At 71.3% G+C, this 20,023-nt stretch carries 20 protein-coding genes; 12 read left to right on the forward strand and 8 right to left on the reverse strand.

Annotated features, from left to right (window positions below; all coding sequences use genetic code 11):
* Positions 1-208 precede the first annotated feature (208 nt).
* Positions 209-1,066 carry an alpha/beta hydrolase gene (locus CP981_RS04720; protein ID WP_208852892.1) on the forward strand — a complete coding sequence of 286 codons (858 nt, stop codon included), beginning with the start codon at positions 209-211 and terminating at the stop codon, positions 1,064-1,066.
* A gap of 66 nt (positions 1,067-1,132) precedes the next feature.
* Here the strand turns inward: CP981_RS04720 and CP981_RS04725 are convergent, their stop codons facing one another.
* Positions 1,133-1,621, reverse strand: a complete 489-nt coding sequence (locus tag CP981_RS04725) for an RICIN domain-containing protein (protein WP_085927431.1) — start codon at positions 1,619-1,621, stop codon at positions 1,133-1,135.
* 115 nt (positions 1,622-1,736) lie between these two features.
* Here CP981_RS04725 and CP981_RS04730 point away from each other — a divergent pair, with 115 nt between their 5' ends.
* Positions 1,737-2,642 carry a helix-turn-helix domain-containing protein gene (locus tag CP981_RS04730; protein WP_244329556.1) on the forward strand — a complete coding sequence of 302 codons (906 nt, stop codon included), beginning with the start codon at positions 1,737-1,739 and terminating at the stop codon, positions 2,640-2,642.
* 132 nt (positions 2,643-2,774) lie between these two features.
* On the opposite strand, the gene CP981_RS04735 is transcribed toward CP981_RS04730, so the two are convergent.
* A complete protein-coding gene (locus CP981_RS04735; protein WP_208852893.1) occupies positions 2,775-4,217 on the reverse strand; it encodes a DHA2 family efflux MFS transporter permease subunit in 1,443 nt (480 codons plus the stop codon).
* 133 nt (positions 4,218-4,350) lie between these two features.
* On the opposite strand from CP981_RS04735, the gene CP981_RS04740 reads away from it, so the two are divergent.
* Positions 4,351-4,938, forward strand: coding sequence for a TetR/AcrR family transcriptional regulator (locus CP981_RS04740; RefSeq protein WP_085927430.1), 588 nt, complete (start codon positions 4,351-4,353; stop codon positions 4,936-4,938).
* Here the strand turns inward: CP981_RS04740 and CP981_RS04745 are convergent.
* Positions 4,935-6,185, reverse strand: a complete 1,251-nt coding sequence (locus tag CP981_RS04745) for an MFS transporter (RefSeq protein WP_244329557.1) — start codon at positions 6,183-6,185, stop codon at positions 4,935-4,937. The two genes, CP981_RS04740 and CP981_RS04745, sit on opposite strands and share 4 nt — an antisense overlap.
* A 73-nt stretch (positions 6,186-6,258) precedes the next feature.
* Between CP981_RS04745 and CP981_RS04750 the strand changes: the two genes are divergently transcribed.
* Both CP981_RS04750 and CP981_RS04755 read left to right on the forward strand, forming a co-directional pair.
* Positions 6,259-7,017 (forward strand): DeoR/GlpR family DNA-binding transcription regulator, encoded by a 759-nt coding sequence (locus CP981_RS04750; protein WP_085927446.1) that lies wholly within the window; start codon positions 6,259-6,261, stop codon positions 7,015-7,017.
* A gap of 4 nt (positions 7,018-7,021) precedes the next feature.
* On the forward strand, positions 7,022-7,630 hold the full coding sequence (locus tag CP981_RS04755; RefSeq protein WP_085927428.1) for an HAD family hydrolase: 609 nt from the start codon (positions 7,022-7,024) through the stop codon (positions 7,628-7,630).
* A 72-nt stretch (positions 7,631-7,702) separates the two neighbouring features.
* On the opposite strand, the gene CP981_RS04760 is transcribed toward CP981_RS04755, so the two are convergent.
* A complete protein-coding gene (locus tag CP981_RS04760) occupies positions 7,703-8,617 on the reverse strand; it encodes an SDR family oxidoreductase (protein WP_085927427.1) in 915 nt (304 codons plus the stop codon).
* A 358-nt stretch (positions 8,618-8,975) separates the two neighbouring features.
* Here CP981_RS04760 and CP981_RS04765 point away from each other — a divergent pair, with 358 nt between their 5' ends.
* Together CP981_RS04765 and CP981_RS04770 are read left to right on the forward strand one after the other, a co-directional pair.
* Positions 8,976-9,728 carry a DUF998 domain-containing protein gene (locus CP981_RS04765; RefSeq protein WP_280116692.1) on the forward strand — a complete coding sequence of 251 codons (753 nt, stop codon included), beginning with the start codon at positions 8,976-8,978 and terminating at the stop codon, positions 9,726-9,728.
* A gap of 9 nt (positions 9,729-9,737) precedes the next feature.
* A complete protein-coding gene (locus tag CP981_RS04770) occupies positions 9,738-10,211 on the forward strand; it encodes a carboxymuconolactone decarboxylase family protein (RefSeq protein WP_085927426.1) in 474 nt (157 codons plus the stop codon).
* A gap of 17 nt (positions 10,212-10,228) precedes the next feature.
* Here CP981_RS04770 and CP981_RS04775 read toward each other — a convergent pair whose 3' ends face one another.
* Positions 10,229-10,903: a pyridoxamine 5'-phosphate oxidase family protein gene (locus CP981_RS04775; protein WP_085927425.1), complete on the reverse strand. Its 675-nt coding sequence runs from the start codon at positions 10,901-10,903 to the stop codon at positions 10,229-10,231.
* Between the two features lie 194 nt (positions 10,904-11,097).
* Positions 11,098-11,745 carry a cysteine hydrolase family protein gene (locus CP981_RS04780; RefSeq protein ID WP_085927424.1) on the reverse strand — a complete coding sequence of 216 codons (648 nt, stop codon included), beginning with the start codon at positions 11,743-11,745 and terminating at the stop codon, positions 11,098-11,100.
* A gap of 191 nt (positions 11,746-11,936) precedes the next feature.
* On the opposite strand from CP981_RS04780, the gene CP981_RS04785 reads away from it, so the two are divergent.
* The 3 genes from CP981_RS04785 (at position 11,937) to CP981_RS04795 (ending at position 15,610) form a co-directional block, all read left to right on the forward strand.
* Positions 11,937-12,401: a pyridoxamine 5'-phosphate oxidase family protein gene (locus tag CP981_RS04785; protein ID WP_085927423.1), complete on the forward strand. Its 465-nt coding sequence runs from the start codon at positions 11,937-11,939 to the stop codon at positions 12,399-12,401.
* Between the two features lie 247 nt (positions 12,402-12,648).
* Positions 12,649-14,109 carry an acyl-CoA synthetase gene (locus CP981_RS04790; RefSeq protein WP_085927422.1) on the forward strand — a complete coding sequence of 487 codons (1,461 nt, stop codon included), beginning with the start codon at positions 12,649-12,651 and terminating at the stop codon, positions 14,107-14,109.
* The gene (locus CP981_RS04795) at positions 14,102-15,610 is read left to right on the forward strand and encodes a carboxyl transferase domain-containing protein (protein ID WP_244329559.1); all 1,509 of its coding nucleotides are present in this window, start codon (positions 14,102-14,104) and stop codon (positions 15,608-15,610) included. The genes CP981_RS04790 and CP981_RS04795 overlap by 8 nt, the downstream gene beginning before the upstream one ends.
* A 30-nt stretch (positions 15,611-15,640) precedes the next feature.
* On the opposite strand, the gene CP981_RS04800 is transcribed toward CP981_RS04795, so the two are convergent.
* Entirely contained in the window at positions 15,641-16,549 is a 909-nt protein-coding gene (locus CP981_RS04800; protein ID WP_085927421.1) for a LysR family transcriptional regulator, read from the reverse strand.
* 74 nt (positions 16,550-16,623) lie between these two features.
* Here CP981_RS04800 and CP981_RS04805 point away from each other — a divergent pair, with 74 nt between their 5' ends.
* Positions 16,624-17,703, forward strand: coding sequence for a DMT family transporter (locus CP981_RS04805; protein ID WP_085927443.1), 1,080 nt, complete (start codon positions 16,624-16,626; stop codon positions 17,701-17,703).
* Positions 17,704-17,990: 287 nt separating this feature from the next.
* Here CP981_RS04805 and CP981_RS04810 read toward each other — a convergent pair whose 3' ends face one another.
* The gene (locus tag CP981_RS04810; protein ID WP_085927420.1) at positions 17,991-19,322 is read right to left on the reverse strand and encodes an aminotransferase class I/II-fold pyridoxal phosphate-dependent enzyme; all 1,332 of its coding nucleotides are present in this window, start codon (positions 19,320-19,322) and stop codon (positions 17,991-17,993) included.
* 23 nt (positions 19,323-19,345) lie between these two features.
* On the opposite strand from CP981_RS04810, the gene CP981_RS04815 reads away from it, so the two are divergent.
* Positions 19,346-20,023: a pyridoxamine 5'-phosphate oxidase family protein gene (locus CP981_RS04815; RefSeq protein WP_425282110.1), complete on the forward strand. Its 678-nt coding sequence runs from the start codon at positions 19,346-19,348 to the stop codon at positions 20,021-20,023.

Here is a 20,023-nt window from a genome sequence, read left to right on the forward strand (position 1 = left end):
TGCCACACCGGGGCTCCCGTGAGCCGAGCCGCCGCCGTCGTCATCGTCGTCATCGTCGTCGGGCCTCGTCGGGCCTCGTCGGGCCTCGTCGGGCCTCGCCGGGCCTCGCCGGGCCTCGTCGGGCCTCGTCGGGCCTCGTCGGCCAAGAGCCATCCCCCCCCCGTACTCCGTCCCGCTCCCTCCCACTCCCTCAAAGGTGACGTCCCTGATGAACGCGCCCTCCCCGGACTCCCTGTTCGTCCTCCTCCACGGCGCCTGGCACTCCTCCTGGCACTGGGCGGCCACGCAGCGTTCGCTGACGCACCGCGGCGCGGCGAGCGTCGCGCTGGACCTGCCCGGTCACGGCTTCGACGCGCCGCTGCCTTCCGGATATCTGCTTCCCGGGCAACCGGGCCTCGCCACGGAGAAGTCCGCGCTCGCCGGGCTGACCTTGGACGAGTGCGTCGCGAGCATCCTGTCCACGCTGACGGAGGTCCGCGGACGCTTCCGCACGGTCGTCCTCGTGGCCCACAGCGCGGGCGGTGGACCGGCGTCCCTGGCCGCGGAGACCGCTCCGCACCTCGTCGACCGGCTCGTCTACCTCTCCGCCTGCGTCCCGGCCGGGCGCCCGCGCTTCACCGACTACCTGAGCACCCCGGAGCAGACCACGACCGCCCGCGGCCGGGGGCTCGGCATCGGCGACATGAAGAGCCTCGGCGCCCTCCGCATCAACCCGCTGTCAGCCGATCCCTCGTACATCGAGGACATGCGGCAGACCTACTACCACGACGTGCCCACCGAGGAGTTCGTCCGCTGGCGCCGCGCCCTCAGCCCCGACCTGCCGCTTGCCCTCGTGACGACGCCCGTTCACCTGACGGCCGCCCGCTGGGGGCGCATACCGCGTACGTTCCTCCGGCTGGCCGAGGACTGGGCTGCCACGCCGGCCATGCAGGACCTGATGATCACCGAGGCCGACGCCTTCGCACCCGACAACCCCTTCACGGTCCGCGAACTACCCGGCAGCCACTCGCCGTTCGCCGCCCGTCCGGATGAGCTCGCCGCCGCTCTGGTCTCCGACCTCGGCTGATCCCAACCGGGCCGGCACGCGGGCCCCACCAGGCGCCGGCCCGACCCCCTCCAGCCCACCGGCGGCTTAGCGCCAGGTCTGGTTGAGACCGCCGTTGCACCGGATCGTACGGAGCCCGAACTGGCTGTCATCCAGGCATTCCCCCGTGGCCTGACTCTGGAAGGTCAGCTTGTCGCCCTTCACGAAGACGAACCAGCTCTGCTGGCGGGACGAGTTGCACGAGCGGGTGTCGAGCGTGACGCCGTCGTCGTAGAGGCATTCATTGGTGGCGAGGCTGCGGAACTGGCGCGTGTTGTCGGCCCACTTGTGCACGTTCCACTTCTGGAAGACGGAGCCGTTGCAGGCGTAGCCGCGCAGGCCGTACTGGCTGTCGTCGAGACAGGACCCGGTGGCCATGTTCCCGTACGTCTCGACCGCGTCGGCCGGCCGCTGGACGGCGGGAGCAGCGCCCGCCCCGGCCGGTGTCGCGGCGTCGGCGGGCACGGCTGGCGCCCCGCCCAGGACGAACGACGCCGACGCCACGGCGGCCGCGGCCACCCGAATGCTGAGCTTCATGGAGAAATCCCTCCCAAAGAGACTGTTCGCACCGCCACAGCCTGGGCCCCGGGGGCAACCTGGGTCTTGTACGAAAGCGCAATCGTGCTTGGGGAGTTGACGGGGGTGGTCCAGGGTGACGAAGCAGCACGTGGCGGCGGGCGAGTTGGGCGACCAGGGCGAAAGCATCGACCGCGCCGCGCCTGGGTGGCTGCGCGGGCAGGTGCTCCGCTATCGCGGCTACCGGATGGCAGGGCCCAGACCGCCCCGGCTCTCGCTCCCCTCCGCCGCGGTCACCCTGCTCCTGGGCTGGGGTGACCCTCTGCACATCACGGACGGCCTCAACCGGGCCGGGCCGTCGAGCGGATGGCCCGCCATGATCGCGGGCATCCAGACCGCCCCCGTCCTGGCCGGGTACCTCGGCCCCGGTCATGCGGTCGAAGTCGACTTCACCCCGCTCGGCGCCCACCGTTGCATGGGCGTCCCCCTGCACCACCTGGCGAGGGCGGTGGTCGAGCCGGACGAGGTGATGGGCACCGGCTGGACCACGAGGATCACCGAACAGCTGGCGGCCGCGCCGAACTGGCCCCGGCGCTGGGCGATTCTCGACTCCCTCCTCGCCCGACAGCTCGCGGCCGGCCCGCCGGCCTCCCCGCTGATCACCGAGGTCTGGAACCTGCTCTGCACCCGCGACGGCGGCGTGACCTTACGCGAGCTGACGCACACCACCGGCCGCGGCAGCCGACGCATCCAGGGTCTCTTCCGCGAGCACGTCGGCATCCCGCCCCAAACGGTCTCCAGAATCCTCCGGTTCCACCGCACGCTCGCCATCGCCTCCAGCGGCTGCCCCTCCCTCGCCCAACTCGCCGCCCTGGGCGGTTACCACGATCAGGCCCACATGAGCCGGGAGTTCCGGGCCCTCTCCGGGCACACACCACAGCAGCTGTGCGGCATCGTGAAAGAGGAGTCGGACAGCCGGCGCAGCGACCGGACCCAGCGCTTCAGCGACTTCTTCCTGCGGGAGCGGAAGGGCAGCGGGTAGAACGGCCCGTTTCGCTCCCCCACCACGCCCCGCGCCCGCCCGCGCAGCAGCCTCGCCCACCGTCCGCGCAGCGGTGCCGATCAGACACCGTCGGAGCGGATCCGCACTCACCACCGTTGGATCAACGCCCTGTCATGCAGCCGAAGAGCGCGCAGGTTCGGCGCGGGGCGGCATCCACACCGCGGCAGCGAGGGAGGCGAGGAGGGTGATTACCGCTGACACCGTGAAGGCCAGGGCGTAGCCGGGGGCGCCCCCACGGGCCTCAGCGAGAGTGGTGAGCACGGCGATACCCAGTGCCGTGGCCACCTGGCGGGTCGTGTTGAGCAGCCCCGAGGCCAGCCCGGTCATCGAGGGGTCGATACCACCGGTGGCCGCCACGGTGATGGGGGTGAATGCCACACCGGCGCCGAGGCCGAACAGCAGCGAGGGCAGTGCGATGTCCATCAGGAACGCACTGTGGGCTCCGATGCCCGACAACCAGAGAAAGCCGGCAGCCGAGACGGCCGTTCCCACGGCAGCGGTGCGGCGGGTGCCCCAGCGCGGAGTGAGACGGCCGGACAGATGGGCACCGATCATCACGGCGAAGGCGGAGGGCAGAAAGCCGAATCCCGCCCGGGTGGGGCTGTAGTGGAGCACCTGTTGCAGGTAGAGCGCGAGCAGCACGGGGCTGGCGAGGTAGGCGACGCCCAGACCGAAGACGACGACGTTGGCGCTGCTGACCGAGCGGTTGGTGAAGATGCGCAGCGGCACGAGGGGGTCGCGCGCCCAACGCCCCTGGTGGACAAGGAAGAGCACGAGCAGCGTGACGGCTCCGGCCAGGCTGCCGAACGCGGCGTCGCGCGTGCCGGTTGCGCGCAGCGTCACGACACCGTGAACGAGGGCCGCGAGCCCGGCCGTCACCAGGAGCGCCCCGATCACATCGATGCGGCGGCGCGCCGGGGCCGATTCGGTGGCGGCTCGTCGGGGCAGCATCAGCCACCCGGTGACGGCAACGGCCAGACCGATGGGGACCTTGATCCCGAACACCCAGCGCCAACCGAACACATCGGTGAGAACCCCGCCCAGCACCGTTCCCGCGGCGGCGCCGACCGCCCCGACCATGCTCCACAGCCCCAGCGCGCGGGCACGTCGCACGGGATCGCCGTACGCCTGGTGCACGACGGTCAGCGTGGCGGGCATCAGCAGCGCCCCGCCGATGCCCTGAACGGCGCGGGCGGTCACCAACTGCGCCGGATCTGCGGCGAGTCCGGACCACAGATTGGCGACGGTGAAGACCACCAAGCCGGTCACCAGCAGCAGACGGGTGCCGAAGAGGTCGGCTAATCGGCCGCCGAGCAGCAGGAAGCCGGCGAAGGTCAGGGTGTAGGCGTTGACCACCCAGCCCAATTCGGCAGCTGTGAAGCCGAGTTCGGAGCCGATCGCGGGCAGCGCCACCGAGACGATCGTGGCGTCGAGGATGACCAGGAACATCGCACCGCAGGCGAGCAGCAGGAGCAGTCCCGGCGTCGCAGCCTTCGCGGGGCGCCGGGTCGTTCCGTTGCGGGGGTTCGCGTCCCTTTCCGTGCGCACGGACACAGCACTCCCTCCTTTCCACACAGAGAACCCGGAGAAGTTAGTAAGGCGACCCTAACTCAATAGAGACCAATGGTCACTACGAAGCCTGGCGGGCCGTCACCGAACGTTCTCGGGGGTCGGTAAGGTCCGGAGCATGACTCGTCCCGGCAAACGACCCGGCCCGCCCGCGCGGCTGAGCAGAGGCGCGATCGTGGCGGCCGCGCTCTCCTCCGGCGATCTGGAGTCGCTGTCCATGCGGGAGCTGGCGGCCCGGCTCGAGGTCTCGCACTCCGCCCTCTACCGCTGGGTTTCCGGGCGGGAGGGTGTCATCGACCTGATCAGCGAGACGGTCATCGACCGCATCATTCCCGCCGACGCACCGACACCCGACACGTGGCGCGAGTGGCTGGGACGCCTCGCCTGGGCCGCGCACGACGAGTTCCTGTCCATTCCCGGCTACGCCACCCGCATCTCCCGCCCCCACCGGCACACGCGCGGCTTCTTCACGATGCGGGATGCCGTCGTCGCCGCATTCCGTGCGGCCGGTGCGGACCCCGAGCTCGCCGAGCAGAGCTGGTACGTGTTCGGCACCGCGCTCGTCACCTGGCTCGGCGCCCAGGAACAGCGGCTCCTCGGCGACGCACCGCTCCGCTTCGACCTCTTCCTGGACAGCCTGCTGCGGGGACTACCGGCCCGGGAGACACCGGAGTACGGCACCAGGCCGGCCGCTGCCACCGACTAACGAGGGGCTGCACGGGCCGGGCCCTTGCCGGAATCGGTCGCGCCGCCTCCGGCCTCCAGGCGTGCGGGGGCGGCGTTACGGGGCCGCAGGAGGCCGGCCGTGGCGGCGGCGACCGCGCAGAATGCCACGGGCAGGAAGAACGTGAGGTGGAGCGGCATGAGCTGGGTCAGCGGGCCGATGATCGCGGGGCCGGCGAGCATGCCGACGTAGCCGAGGCCCGCGACGCGGGAGACGTTGGCGCCGGCGGCGTCCGGGTCGGCGTGGCCCGCGGCGCTGAAGAGCTGGGGGACGCAACCGGACAGTCCGGCTCCGAACAGTGTCCAGCCGATCAGGGTCAAGGGGATCGAGGAGGAGAGCGACGCCGCGGTCAGACCGAGTGCGGCAGCGGACGCCCCGTAGCGGAGCACGGCCACCGAGCCGAAACGCGCGGCCACCCGGTCGGTAAGCAGGCGGCCGATGGTCATGGCGGTGGAGAAGGCCCCGTAGGCGAGGGCGGCGGTGGCGGCCGGCGCCCCCAGGACGTTGCGCAGATGGAGCGTGCTCCAGTCATTGGCTACGCCTTCGCAGAGCATGACCATCAGCGCGAGAGTGGCGAGCCCCCAGATGCGCCTGGGAGTCCTGGTCCTGCGCCGGCCCTTCGCGGCAGCAGCGCCATCGGGGGTCTCAGGGGTCTCGGGGACATCGGTGCCGCCGGGCCCGAGCAGCGCAGGGGTTGCCACCACCGCAATCGCCAGCCCCAAAAGCGCCACCGTGCCGAGGTTCGCCACCGGACTCCAGCCCCAGCTGAGCATGCGGGCGCCGACCAGCGCGGCAAGGACGCCACCGATGGAGAAGGCGGCGTGGAAGGCGGACATGACGGGCCGTTGGTAGCCGCGCTCGACCTGGATGGCGTGGGCGTTCATGCTGACATCCAGGCAGCCGTTGCCGAGGCCGAGCACCAGCAGCGCGGCCCCCAGCGTCCAGGCGTTCGCCGCCCATCCCGGCAGGACCACACCGGCGCTGCACAGGGCCGCGCTGAGCGGTACGACCGTACGGGCGCCGAAGCGGTCGGTGAGGGGGCCGACGAGCTGCATACCGGCGAAGGCTCCGGCGCCGAGCAGCAGCAGGAGCCAGCCGAGTACGGCATGACTGATCCCTGCGCGGTGCTCGATATCGGGGATATGGACGATCCACATCCCCATCAGGAAGCCGTTCAGGACGAAGTAGGCGAAGGTGGCCAGGCGGCCGAGCCGCAGTGTTCTCTCCACACTTCGAACATAGCGAACAAGTTCAGCTTTCGAAAGCTTGCTATTCGAACGCGATCGATGTTCAATCTGGGTTATGGCTGGCACAGATCGACTGAGGCAGATCACTGAGGCGGTACGGGAGGCGGGCAGCATCGGCGTCGCGGAGCTGGCCGGGCTCACCGGCGCTTCCGAGATGACCATCCGCCGTGACCTGGAAGTTCTGGCTTCCCAGGGGGTACTGGAGCGTTACCGCGGAGGCGCCAGGAGCCTGCTGCTGCGCGGCGAGGAACCGCCGTTCGCGCTGCGGGCCCAGGAGGGGACGGAGGTCAAGCGGCGCATTGCCGTCGAGGCCGCCCGGCTGGTAGCCGACGGAGAGTCCGTCGTCCTCGACAGCGGCACCACCTGCCTGGAAGTGGCCCGTGCGCTGGCCCACCGCCGGTTGACCGTCATGCCCCTCTCCCTGCACGCGGTGACCGCACTGACAGAGGCGCCACAGCTGACCCTGCTGGTACCCGGCGGCCGGCCCCGGCCGGGCGAACTGGCGCTGACCGGCCCCCTGACCCAGGCATCCCTGGCCGCCCTGCGCTTCGACACCGCGATCGTCGGCTGCTGCGGACTGAACGCCGAAAACGGCCTGACCGCCTACGACTTGGACGACGCCGCCGTCAAACGCGCCGCGATCGCCTCTTCCCGTCGCGTGATCGCCGTCGCGGAAGCCGCCAAACTCTCCCGCACCGCCCTCGCTTTCGTCGCCCCCGCCCCGGCCCTGCACGCCGTCGTCACCGATGACTCCGCACCGGACGACCAGGCCGACCACCTGAGCGCGGCGGGCGTCACCGTACGGAAGGTGTGACCACATGAGCACCGTGCTCTTCGACCTCTTCGGCGTCATCGCACGCCCCCAGTCCACCGAAGGCAAGGACCGGCTGGTGCGGACGGCGGGCGTCTCCGCCGCGGCCTTCTGGGACGCCTACTGGGCGCTGCGCCCGCCGTACGACCGCGGCGAAACACATGGACCCGGCTACTGGCGCCAGGTGGCCGACTGCTTGGGCACTCACTTCGACGACCACCGGATCGCAGAGCTGATCGAGGCCGACATCGCCGGCTGGAGCGCCGTCGACGACACCATGGTGGCCCTCATCGAAGAGCTCGCGGCACAGGGTCGGCGCCTCGCACTGCTCTCCAACATCCCCGAGGAATTGGCGAGTTACTACCTGGCACGCCATACCTGGCTCAACCACTTCCAGGTACGTGCCTTCTCCTGCCGCATCGGCCACGCCAAGCCCGAGCCGGACGCGTACCGGTGGTGCCAGCAGGCCCTGCGAGAGGAACCGGGCCGCATCCTCTTCGTCGACGACCGCCAGGACAACGTGCGGGCCGCCGAGGCGATCGGCATGCGCGGCCACCTCTTCACCACATCAGCCCGACTGCGGGAATGCCTCGCTCAGGAAGAGACCGCGCGCTGATACAGCTCACCCCCGAGAAGGTGGCTCGCGCCGCAACGCCCCCCGATGGACGGCGATGCCGGGCGCGTGCGGTCACTGCGGGCTGTCTTCGGCGTCAGCCCGGCGCAGGGCGGCGTCGGCATCCGCTCGCCCTCCAGCCCCGAGCAGACCCGTCGCTTCGAAGGAGGTACGGGCAGCCAGCCGTGGGAGTTCCCGGCGGGAGAAGTGTGTGACGACGATCGGCAGTGCGGCGCGCACCACCTGCACAGTACGGAGCCAGGCGGGCGCGTACACAGCGGTCGAGCGCCGTTCCACCGCAGTTGCCAACCGGTCGGCCACCCACTCCGGGCGGTAGACCTTTCTGGCCGGCGGCGGCATATGGGCACGGAGTTCGCGCAGCACGGAGTACTGGTCGGCATCCCGGACCATGTCGGTCTCGATCCAATTCAGATAGGCGATTCCCACCCGGACGTGCTGCGCAGCGAGTTCGGCACGCAACGACTGTGTGAAGGATTCGACGCCGGCTTTGGAAGCGCAGTACGAACTCATCAGCGGAGCCGCACCGATGGACGCCAGTGAGGCCACCTGAAGAAAGTATCCGCGAGTGGACAGCAGGTCCGGCAAGAAAGAGCGAGCGGTAATCGCGCTGCCGATCAAATTGACCTCGATCACCCGGCGCCATGTCATCGGATCGGATTCCGCGAACGGCCCGCCTTCGGCGATTCCCGCGTTCGCCACGACGACACTCGCCTCCCCCAGCCGTTCGCGAACCGCCTCCGCCACCCGGGCCATGGCCCCGTCCTGAGTGACATCGACGCTCCACCAATGCACTTCGGTCGGCAAGGAGGACGCCACCCGGCGAAGGGCATCCCCGTCATGATCGAGCAGGGCGAGATGGGCCCCCCGTCGAGCCAGCTCCCAAGCCAGCGCATTCCCCACCCCGCGAGCGGCCCCGGTCACCACAGCAGTGCGCCCATAAAGAGAATGCGCTCTCCGGCAGCGGGCCATCACGCACTCCTCACGACGACGGAATCCTCGGAGGCCGGCACAGACCTCTCCGGACGACCGGCAGCACCTTTTCTCACCGTAGAAGCGAGCGAACCCGACCGCGCGCCGGCCCCAGCGGACTTCTTGCCCTCTCGCCCGCACGGCGTTCCCCCGCACACCCATAAACGGATCGGCGCCGCAATGGAACGGCCGTCGGCTGTTCGGGTGAAGGTGGCCATGCCAGAGATGCGTAGGTGCAGGTTCGGGCAGCAACCATGAGGGGGCTTGAGTTTTGCGCGCTGTGGTGGCCGGCCGACGGACAGCGTTCGGCGATACGTGAGGAGGGTGCGGTGTCCGCTTCCACTTCCGTTCGGTACCGGTGAGGCTGCGGCCGGCGCGGGGGACGGCTTCGGCAGGGCTGCTGCTGACGGCGTCGCTGGTTTACAACGACTGGGTGCTCCAGTTCTTCCTGCCCACGGGGCTGCACCAGCGCGACTCCTACGTCAGCGAGCTCTTCGCTGCCGACCAGCCCTACCGGCTCCTGTTCAGCCTGGTGGAGATCTCCTGCGCGGTGCTGGTGGCGACAGGCGGAGCCCTCGCCTGGAGCATTCTGCCCGGGGGCCGATCCTCGGCCGGGGGCGCGGCCACCGTAGCCTTCGGGATGTTCTCCATCGCCGACGTGCTGCTGCCACTGCACTGCGCACCCTCGGTGGAACGCGGCTGCCCGGAAGGCAGCCCCTGGCACACCACAACCAGCGGCATGGTTCACTTCGCCCTGTTCGCCTCTATGGCGCTCTTCATCATCGCCTCCCGACACGGCCACCCGCCCTTGGAACTCGTGCGCCGCTGGGGACCGTGGCTCCTGGCGGTCTCCATGACGGCCGCAATCCTTACGGTCGGCCCCTTCTTCGGACACCCGGGCGGCCATGGCCTGGCCCAGCGCATCCATCTGACCTCCGTCGGAGCGTGGTTTGCGGTCTTGGCCGTGGCGATTTTCCGTTACGGGCGGCTCCCGCAAAGCAGACCACAGCACCCTGGGCATGGGCGACGACGCCCCGCTTCCTCTTCCGCCCGTGTCACATCTCGTCAAGCTGTCCCGTCCAAGGGGGCAACAGCAACCACGAGCCCATAGGAGTGCAGCATGACTGCTCGGTTGAACCTCATGGCCAGCCCGGTCGCCGCCAAGACCATGAAGCACATGATCGCCGCGGGCAAGGCGCTCGCGGACTCCACGCTGCCGTTCGCGACACAGGAACTGGTGAAGCTCCGCGCCAGTCAGATCAATGGCTGCGCCGGCTGCATCGACATGCACACCAAGGAAGCCGCCGCCGGAGGCGAGACCTCGGTGCGCCTCAACCTGGTCGCGGCCTGGCGGGAGGCCACGGTGTTCAGCGAAGCCGAGCGCGCCGCCCTGGAGCTGACCGAGCAGGGCACCCGTATCGCCGACGCGGCCGGTGGCGTCACGGACGAGGCGTGGGCGAACGCCGCCAAGTACTACGACGAGGAACAGCTCGCCGCCCTGGTGTGCGCCATCGCCCTCATCAACGCCTTCAACCGGGGGAACGTCATCACCCAGCAGCCCGCCGGGGACTACCAGGTGGGCCAGTTCGGATAGCGAGGAGCGGCCGGCCGCTACTGGGCCGCCGAGCGTGGGGCGATGTGGGGTGGTGCGACGATTCCCGGGGTGAGCAGGGGGTCCGGTTCGGGGGCGCCCCAGGAAGGGTGCAGGGGGAGGACGCCGGCCCACACCGGCAGCTCCGCGTCAGGGCTGTCGCCATCGTCGGGGGGACCGGTGCGTACCTTTACCGATGCCTCATCCAGGGAGAGTGCGAGCAGGGCGGTGGCGGCCAGTTCCTTGCGGCTGGGGCGACGGGCGTAGTCCCACTGGCCGGGTGTGGCCTGCTCGGTGAGGCAGCGCAGCCCTTCGAGTTTCTCGTCCGGGTCGGTGACCGGGCGGGGGACGCCGAAGACCATGGCGCTGCGGTAATTGACGCCGTGCTCGAAGACCGAGCGGGCCAGTACCAGTCCGTCGACGTGGGTGACGGTGACGCACACGGCGGCCCCCGGGGACGCGACCAGGCTGCGGCTGGCGACGGAGCCGTGGAAGTAGAGCGTGCTGCCGTCCGAGCCGTAGACCGTGGGCACGACCATCAGAGTGCCGTCCACGCTCACCCCGAGGTGGCAGACGAAGCCTGCTGCCAGGATCGCGTCCAGGTCGGCACGGTCGAGGCTGCCCTGTTCGCGAAGACGGCGGTGGCGTGTGCGCTCGGTCTCCGGCAGCGGCCGGTCGTGCGGGGGTGGCGGCATGGCTGTCCTTGGGTGTGGCGACTGCGTGCCGGTGCCGGGGGCTGAGCCGTAGCTGGTAGTGGAACGGGCGTAGTTGAGGGGTGAGCCCGGAAGCTTCCCCGGAGCCTACTGATTACATCCGCATGCGGCTAGGTACCTTTCTAATTCCGTTGACCTAGGCTCCCTTGGCAACGAATTCCGTAGCTCGATCTCGATCAGTCGTCCTGGTGCGGTCGGCTCCAGGCGGTCAGGACCTCATCGGTGGTCGTGACGGTGGCGACCAGGGCGAGCGTGTGGCGGATCACCGCAGGGGTGTAGTCGGCAGGTACGCCCGCGATGGCGTCTGCGGGTACGACGGCCGTGTAGCCGAGGTTCACGGCATCGAAGACGGCGTTGGGAATGGCCACATTCGCCGACACTCCGGCGATGATCAGGGTCCGGCACCCGAAGTTGCGCAGCAGTGCGTCCACGTCGGTGCCGGCGATCGGCGAGAGGCCGTGCAGCCTGCGCACCACCAAGTCGTCGCCGGAGACAGGTATCGGGTCGGCGATACAGACCGCGGCGGATCCGGTGAGCTGTTGGACGGGCAGTCGTTCGGCCGCCTTGAACAGGCGGGCGTTGTGGCTGCTGCCGCGGCCGTCGGGGCGGCGTTCGGCGACTGCGTGCAGCACCTGGACGCCGGCCTCGTGGGCGGCCGCCACCAGGCGGGCGACGTTCGCCAGCGCCCCCGACTCGCGGGCCGCGTCGGCGAGTTCGGGCAGAGCGCTGTCAGGGCCGACCACCCCGCGCTGGCATTCGACGGTGAGCAGTACCGTCGCGGCCGGGTCCAGTTGACCCATGAGCCGTGCAGTGTCCGAAGGCATCGCATCCCTCTCTGGCGGGCCTGGTCCCCGTGGGTCGGGCGAGCCCCTTAAAGGCCGCCCGAGGCTAGCGGCCATTGCGTACATCAGGAAGAGCCCGCATGCTTTCTGACACACAGTCAGATAACTCAGAGATGGCGCCGGGTGACCGGGACCGTGCCGCATGAGCGGCGCACGGCGGAAGGTGATGACGGATGGCCGACACACAGCGGCGTGGGCGCCGGATCATGATGACGCAGGGCGAGCTCGACGCCTTCCTGGCGGCGCAGCGCACCTGCCGGGTCGCCACGGTCGGTGGCGACGGCGCGCCGCACGTCGGGGCGCTGTGGTTCGTCTGGGACGGTACGGCGCTGTGGCTTTATTCCATCACCCGCAGCAAGCGGTGGGCCCAGCTGCGCAAGGACCCGCGGATCGCGGTGGTCGTCGATGACGGGCACGGGTACGGCGAGCTGCGCGGGGCCGAGTTGGCGGGCCGTGCGGAGTTCGTCGCCGAGGCGCCGCGCACCGGCGAGCCGTGCCCCGAACTGGACGCCCCGGAGCGGCTCTTCGCGGAGAAGTACTTCGGGATGTCCGCGATGCCGCACGACGGCCGGCATGCGTGGCTGCGGCTGACGCCCGAGTCCGTCGCGTCGTGGGACTTCCGCAAGATCCCGGGGTGAGGGGTGAGGGCGCGGGCGCCGGCCGCGACCGGAGTGCCGCCGGCGGTTGGTGTCCACCACCAAGATCAGATGCCGCCGTATCGAAAAGTCGCAGCGCCGAATCCCACGCCAACGCCCACACCGAAGCCGTCATGTCAGTGGTCTCTGCGAGAGTGGTCTGGGTCAGCCCGTTCGGTACCGGCAGGTGCGCGAGCGGGGCGGCCCGGCCGCGAGGTGGCCGGGTGCCGACGAGGACGAAGGAGATCCGGTGAACGTGCTCTTCCCCGCGCTGCGCGACGCTTCGCCCGCACCCGCGCTGCGCTTCGGCGATCGCAGCCTCAGCCATCGTGAGTTGGCTTCGGCGGCGGGTGTGCTCGCCGAACGGATCGCCGGTGAGACCCGTATCGCCCTGTGGGCGACGCCGACGCTGGAGACCGCGGTCGGTGCGGTGGCGGCGCTGCTCGCCGGGGTGGCCGTGGTGCCCGTCAATCCGAAGATCGGTGAGAGCGAACTGGCGCACATCGTGGCGGACAGCGTGCCCTCGCTCGTCCTGGCCGAGCCGGACGCCGAGCTGCCTGGCCCGCTCGCCGCGCTGTCCCGTATCGGCATCGAGGCCGCGGCGCCGTCCGAGGAGGCCGGGCCGGCCCCGCTGCCGAACGAACCGGGCGATGAGGCACCGGCCCTGATCGTCTACACCTCCGGCACGACCGGTCCGCCCAAGGGCGTGGTCCTCCCCCGGCGCGCCCTGACACACACCCTCGACGCGCTGGCGGACGCCTGGCAGTGGACCGCCGACGACGTGCTGGTGCACGCCCTCCCGCTCTTTCATGTCCATGGGCTGATCCTCGGCATCCTCGGGCCGCTGCGCCGCGGCGGCAGCGTTCACCACCTGGGGCGCTTCAGCACCGAGGCGGTGGCCCGGGAGCTCGCCGCCGAGGGCACGATGCTGTTCGGCGTGCCGACGATGTACCACCGTCTGGCTGCCGAGGCAGGGCAGAATCCCGCGCTCGCCAAGGCGCTCTCCCGGGCCCGGCTGCTGGTCTCCGGCTCGGCCGCGCTGCCGCTGACCGATCATGAGCGGATCACGGCGGCCACCGGCCGACGGGTGATCGAGCGCTACGGCATGACGGAAACGCTCATGAACACCAGCGTCCGGGCGGACGGACCCGAAGCGGCGGGCACGGTCGGCGTACCGCTCCCAGGGGTGTATGTCCGGCTCGTCGACGAGGCGGGCCAGGCCCTCGAGGCGAACGACTCCGAGACGGTCGGCGAGATCCAGGTGCGCGGCCCGAACCTCTTCGTCGAGTACCTCAACCGCCCCGATGCCACTGCCGCGGCCTTCGACGGCGGGTGGTTCCGCACCGGCGACATGGCGGTCCGCGACGCCGCCGGCAATTACCGCATCGTGGGCCGTAAGGCCACCGATCTGATCAAGAGCGGCGGCTACAAGATCGGCGCGGGCGAGATCGAGAACGCGCTGCTGGCCCACCCGGGTGTCGCCGAGGCCGCCGTCACCGGCGCGCCGGACGAGGACCTCGGCGAGCGGATCGTCGCCTGGATCGTGGCGGAGACCGGTCCGGACGCCGGCCCGGCACCCTCCGCAGAGGAACTCGCCGACCATGTCGCCCGCCAGCTCGCGCCGCACAAACGGCCCCGCACCGTGCACTTCCTGGACGCCCTGCCGCGCAACGACATGGGCAAGATCCTCAAGCGTGAGCTCCATGCGTAGCGGTGGAAGCAGCGGAGCCGGGGACAGGGAGGCGGGCTCCGGAGAGGCCGACGACCGCCGTGACGGCGAGGGGGCTGCGGCCCTCGAAGGCGCTCCGGGCGGCAGTGCCGGTGTCGGCGCCGCGACGCTGCCGTGCGCCCGGCTGACCGCCCGTCAAGCCATCGCGGCGGTGGCGGACACCTCCAACGAGGCGGCCGTGCCGGACGGTCGTGGCGCCGCGCCCGGGGCGTCGTCCACGCCGGACGGGCCCCTCGGCTGGCGCGGTTACGACGACGCGCGGGCCCGCGCCCGGGAGCGTACCGGCGAGCACGAGTCGGTGGTCACCGCCCTGGCCACGATAGGCGGCCGGGAAACGGTCGTGCTCTCCTTCGAGTTCCGCTATCTGGGCGGCTCCCTCGGCGAGCGCACCGGCGACCGGCTGGAGGCCGCCTACACCCATGCGCGCGAGAACGGCCTGCCGGTCGTCTCACTGATCGCCACGGGCGGCAGCCGGATGCAGGAGGGGATGCGCGCGCTGACCCAACTCCAGCGGGTGGCACGGCAGTCGGCGCTGAACCGTGCCGCCGGGCTCCCACAGCTCGCGGTGCTGCGCGACCCGACGACCGGCGGCGGCTGGGCCACCCTCGGAGCGGCCGCCGATGTGATCCTCGCGCTCCCCGGAGCCCAGGTCGGCTTCGCGGGCTCGCGGGTGCGTCCCCCGGATGCCGACCCCGCTGCCTACAGCGCCGAGGGGCAGCTTGCCTCCGGCCACATCGACGCCGTCGTCCCGCCCGACCGGCTGCGGGCCACGCTTCAACGATGGCTGCAACTACTGGGCACGCCAAGGGTGTTGGGTACAGGAGCGATGGAGCCGGCACCCCCGCCGGCGGCGCTCGGCCCGCCCGGGCTGCCGGAGACCGGCTGGGGTGCGGTGGTCCGTGCCCGTGCCTCCGGGCGGCCGCGCGCCGAAGCGTATCTGCGTGCCTATTTCGACGACCGGGAGGAGATCAGCGGCGACCGCTGCGGCGGCGTCGACCCCGGGATACGGTGCGGATTCGGCCGTCGTCAGGGCCGCACCATCGCCTTCGCCGCCCAGTGCGGTACGGCCACCCGCCCGGCCGGGTTCCGTACCGCGGCGCGGCTCGTCCGGCTCGCCGACCGGCTCGGCATCCCGGTCCTCACCCTCGTGGACACACCGGGAGCCGCCAACGATGCGGCGGCCGAGCGTGCCGGCGCCGGGGCCGCCATCGCCGACACCTTCGCGGCGCTCGCCACCGCCCGGGTGCCCGTCACCTCCCTGCTCATCGGCGAAGGCGGTTCGGGCGGCGCGCTGGCCCTGGCCGCACCGGACCGGCTCTGGGCCACACCGGACAGCTACTTCTCCGTGATCGCCCCGGAACTGGCCGCGGCCATCCTCAAACGCGACGAGACCCAGGTCCACGAGACGGCGGACCAACTCCGCATCCGCCCACAGGACTTGCTGGACCTGGGCATCATCCGCGGCATCGTGCCGCCTGCCTGAAGGAGCCGGGGGCCACCGGCGGTGGCCGCCTCAGGAGTCCTCCAGGTTCTTCCCGGCCGTGCGGAGCGCCCCCACGGCGGCCCGGATCGAGGGCCTGCGGTCGGCATCCGCGCGCCAGATGGCATAGACATGGCGGCGCATCGTATGACGTACGGGCACCACGCTCACGCCCTCCGGCACCGGCCCACGGCCGAGACGCGGAGCCACCGCGACACCCAGCCCCGCCGCGATCAGGGCGAGCTGGGTGCCGTGCTCCTCCGCCATGTGCGCGACCCGCGGCTCAATGCCCTTGCTGCGCAGCGTGAACATCAGCCATTCATTGCAGAACTCCCCCTGTGGCCAGGAGATCCACTCGTCGTCGGCGAACTCCTCCAGCTCCACGGACCGCCGCCGGGCCAGCGGATGGGCGGACGGCATCGCCACATCGGCCGGATCATCCAGCAGCGGGGCCTTCGCCAGCCCGTCGGGCAGGGACAGCGGACGGTTGTACCAGTCCAGGACCACCGCCAGATCGATGTCGCCGCGCACCACTCCACGGACCGACTCGTCCGGCTCCATCTCCGTCAGCCGCGCCCGCAGCTGGGGGTGCTCGGCGCGGAGGGTGACGAGCGCGGCCGGGAAGAGCCCGCGGGCGGCGGTGGGAAAGGCGCCCAGCCGCAGCTCGCCCACCGCCTGGCCGCGGTGCGCTTCCAGCTCGGCCTGGGCCAGCTCGACCTGCGAAAGGATGCGTGTCGCATGATCGGCGAGCAGCCTTCCGGCGTCGGTCAGCCGCACCCCGCGCCCGTTCTTCGCCAGTAGTTGCTGCCCGGTCTCCCGCTCCAGCTTGGCGATCTGCTGCGAGACGGCCGAGGTCGTCACATGCAGCCCGTCGGCGGCCGCGCTCACCGAGCCATGGCGGGCGACCGCGCTCAGCGTCCGTAGGCGATCAAGGTTCAACATATAAGCAATGCTAAGCGATACCCCCCACGAATTCTCGCTTGTGCTACGAAGTTGTACCCCGCATCGTGGACCTCATGAGCACCGCCACCGGCGCACCCACCGCCTCCGCCGACACCACCACCAACCCTTCGGCCACGACTGCGTGCGCCGCGGCCGACAGCGACGCCGCCACCACCGCGGCCCCCGCAGTCGCCTCGCTCCGCGACACCACCGCGACCGCGGCCCCGAAGGCCGGCGGCCGTGCCCGCGGCTGGCAGCTCCGGTTCGCCGTCCTCTCCCTCATCTGGGGCTTCAGCTTCTTCTTCATCAAGGTGGGCACCCAGGGCTTCGCCCCGCTCCAGGTGACCCTGGGCCGGGTCGGGTTCGGTGCTCTGGTGCTGCTGGCCGTCCTCGCCGTCAAGCGCGAGCGGCTCCCCCGGTCCGCCCGCACCTGGGCCCACCTGACCGTGGCCGCGTTCTTCCTCAACGCACTGCCGTTCTCCCTCTTCGCGTACGCCGAGCTGACCGTCCCCTCCACACTGGCCGGCATCTGCAACGCCACCTCACCACTGTGGGGCATGGTGCTGTCGGTCGTCGCGCTCTCCGAAGACCGCCCCACCCGGCGCCGGGTGGCGGGCCTCGGCCTCGGATTTCTGGGCGTGCTCACCGTGCTCGGCGCCTGGCAGGGCTTCGCCGGCACGGATCTGACCGGCACCTTGATGGCGCTCGGCGCCTCGCTCAGCTACCCCGTCGGCTGGATCTACGTCCGCCGCACCCTGGCGGGCACCCAGCACTCCCACCTGTCCATGTCCAGCGCCCAGCTCCTGCTGGCCACCGCCCAACTGGCCGTGGTGACACCCCTGTTCACCTCCGCACCGGCCGGCTACCCGCTCATCCCGCTGCTCGCCGTCTTCGCCCTGGGCGCCCTGGGGACCGGCCTCGCCTTCCTCATCCAGTACGGCCTGGTCGCCGAGGTCGGCCCCACCACCGCGCAGATGGTCACCTATTTCGTCCCCGTGATCGCCACCGCGGCGGGCGTGGCACTCCTGCACGAACAGCTCAGCTGGAACACCCCGGTCGGCGCCCTCATCATCCTGGCCGGCGCCGCCCTCACCCAGAGCAGGCCCCGCCGGAGGCGCCCGGCACCCCCGCGGACCGACACCACCTCTGCCTGACGACACCCGTCCGTACCCGGCCCGAACCCCGCCGAGCCCCCGAGCCCCGTCTCGGGGGCTCCCGCCCGTTCTCCCCCGCGCCCCGGCGCCAACGACCCAGCCTGCTCCGGCAGTTCGCCCCCTCCCGGTGCCCTGCTGCGATCCTGGGCGAGGAGCACGAAGGGCGTCGCGGCCGAGGCGGACGAGGCGCAGAGCCTCACCCACCCCTCACCGCCCCCCCCGAGCGAGCTCAAGACCCGGCCCGGGGTCAGCTGTGCGCCGCACGGCCCGGACTGCCTCCTCACCCCTCACTCATACCGCCGCGCCTCCCCCACCCCCGTCGCCGAGGCAATGGCGTCTGCCACCGGGAGGATGTCGTCGTCGGAGAGGCCGGAGACGGTGATGCGGATGCCGGGTGGCGAGTGCAGGCGGAAGCGTGCGCCAGGGGCCACCGCCCAGCCGGCGTGCAGGAGACGGGCCACCGCGCCGGTCTCGTCGCGGACGGGCACCCAGACGTTCATACCGCTGCGGCCGCGGGCCGGGACTCCGCGCTCCGCCAGCGCGCGTATCAGCGCGTCCCGTCGCCGGCCGTACGCTCCGGCCACCGCCTTCGGGTCGATCGCGGAGGTCCGCCACAGGTGGACGACCGCGTCCTGGAGCAGATGGCTGATCCAGCCCGGCCCGAGGCGCTGGCGGCCGCACACCCGGTCGATGGTCAGCGCATCGCCGGTGAGCACGGCGAGCCGCAGATCCGGGCCATACGCCTTGGCCGTCGAACGGACCAGCACCCAGTGGTCAGTGACCCCGGAGAGCGGATGGAGCGGGAGGTCGACGATGCCGTGCCCGTGGTCGTCCTCGATGAGGAGGAGGTGGGGGTACTCGGCCAGGAGGGTGCGGAGTTCGGTGGCGCGGGCGCGGTCGATGGCGGCGCCGGTGGGGTTCTGCGCCCGGTCGGTGACGACGACGGCACGGGCGCCCTCCTGGATCGCGCGCGCCAACTGCTCGGGCAGCGGGCCCTCGTCGTCCACTCCGACCGGGACGGGGCGCAGCCCGAGTGCCGGGATGAGGTCCAGGAGGCTGCCCCACCCCGGGTCTTCCACCGCCACGGCGTCGCCGGGCCGCAGATGGGCGGCCAGCACCCGCTCTATGGCGTCGAGCGAGCCGCTGGTGACGGCGACGGGCGCCTCCGGCACCCCGTCGGCGGCGAAGGCCGCGCGGGCGAGAACGGCCAGGTCATCGTCCACAGCCGGTGTGCCGTAGAGCACGGGGCGCCGCGCGCTGCGTGCGGCGGCCTCGGCCAGTGCCCGTTCGAGCGGGGGCAGCAGGGACGGATCGGGGTTTCCGTCGGAGGCGTCCCGGACGCCCGGCGGCACCTCCACCCGCAGCGCCTCACGTGAGGTGCTCGCCGGGCGCGGGCGCACCCGGCTGCCGCGCCGGCCCGCGGTCTCGATCACCCCTCGGTCGCGGAGGGAGCGGTATGCCGCCGCGACCGTATTCGGATTGACCTCGAGATAGACGGCCAACTCCCGCAGCGGAGGCAGCACTTCGCCCGGTTGGAGCCGGCCCGCACCGACGGCCCGCTCGACGCTGGCGGCAATCTCCGATGCGCGCCGCCCTTCGATCAGATACTCTCCTAGCACAAACTTTATTATGCACTAGTGCAATGGAGATCGCAATGGCCCGAGCCAAGGCGTACGAACCGACCGAGCGCACGACCCCCACCCGTGCCCGCGACCGCGCCGCCTACGACCACGACACGGTGCACGCCATCCTCGACGCGGGCTATGTCTGCCATCTGGGCTTCGTCCGCGACGGTTCCCCGGTCGTCCTGCCGACCCTCTACGGCCGGGTCGGCGACCGCCTCTATCTCCACGGCTCCACGGGATCCCGCCCGCTGCGGATGGCCGGCGCGGCACCGGACCCCGGCCTCGAAGTGTGTGTGACGGTCACCCATGTCGACGGTCTGGTACTGGCCAGGTCGGCGTTCCACCACTCCATCAACTACCGCTGCGTCGTGGTGCACGGCACCGCACACCAGGTCACCGACGAAGAGGAGAAGACCACCGCACTCGACGCACTCGTCGATCATGTGCTGCCCGGGCGCGCCGCGGACTCCCGGCCGGGCAACGCCAAGGAGCTGGCCGCCACCTCCGTGATCCGTCTCGACCTGCGCGAGGCCTCCGCCAAGATCCGCACCGGCGGGCCCAACGACGAGCCGGAGGATCTCGCGCTGCCGTATTGGAGCGGCATCCTGCCCGTGGCACCCGCGTACGGCGCCCCCATACCCTCCGACGACCTCGCGCCCGGCACGCCCGAGCCGGCATATCTCTCCGCCCGCTGA

This window comes from Streptomyces platensis (assembly GCF_008704855.1).
Taxonomy (GTDB): Bacteria; Actinomycetota; Actinomycetes; order Streptomycetales; family Streptomycetaceae; genus Streptomyces; species Streptomyces platensis.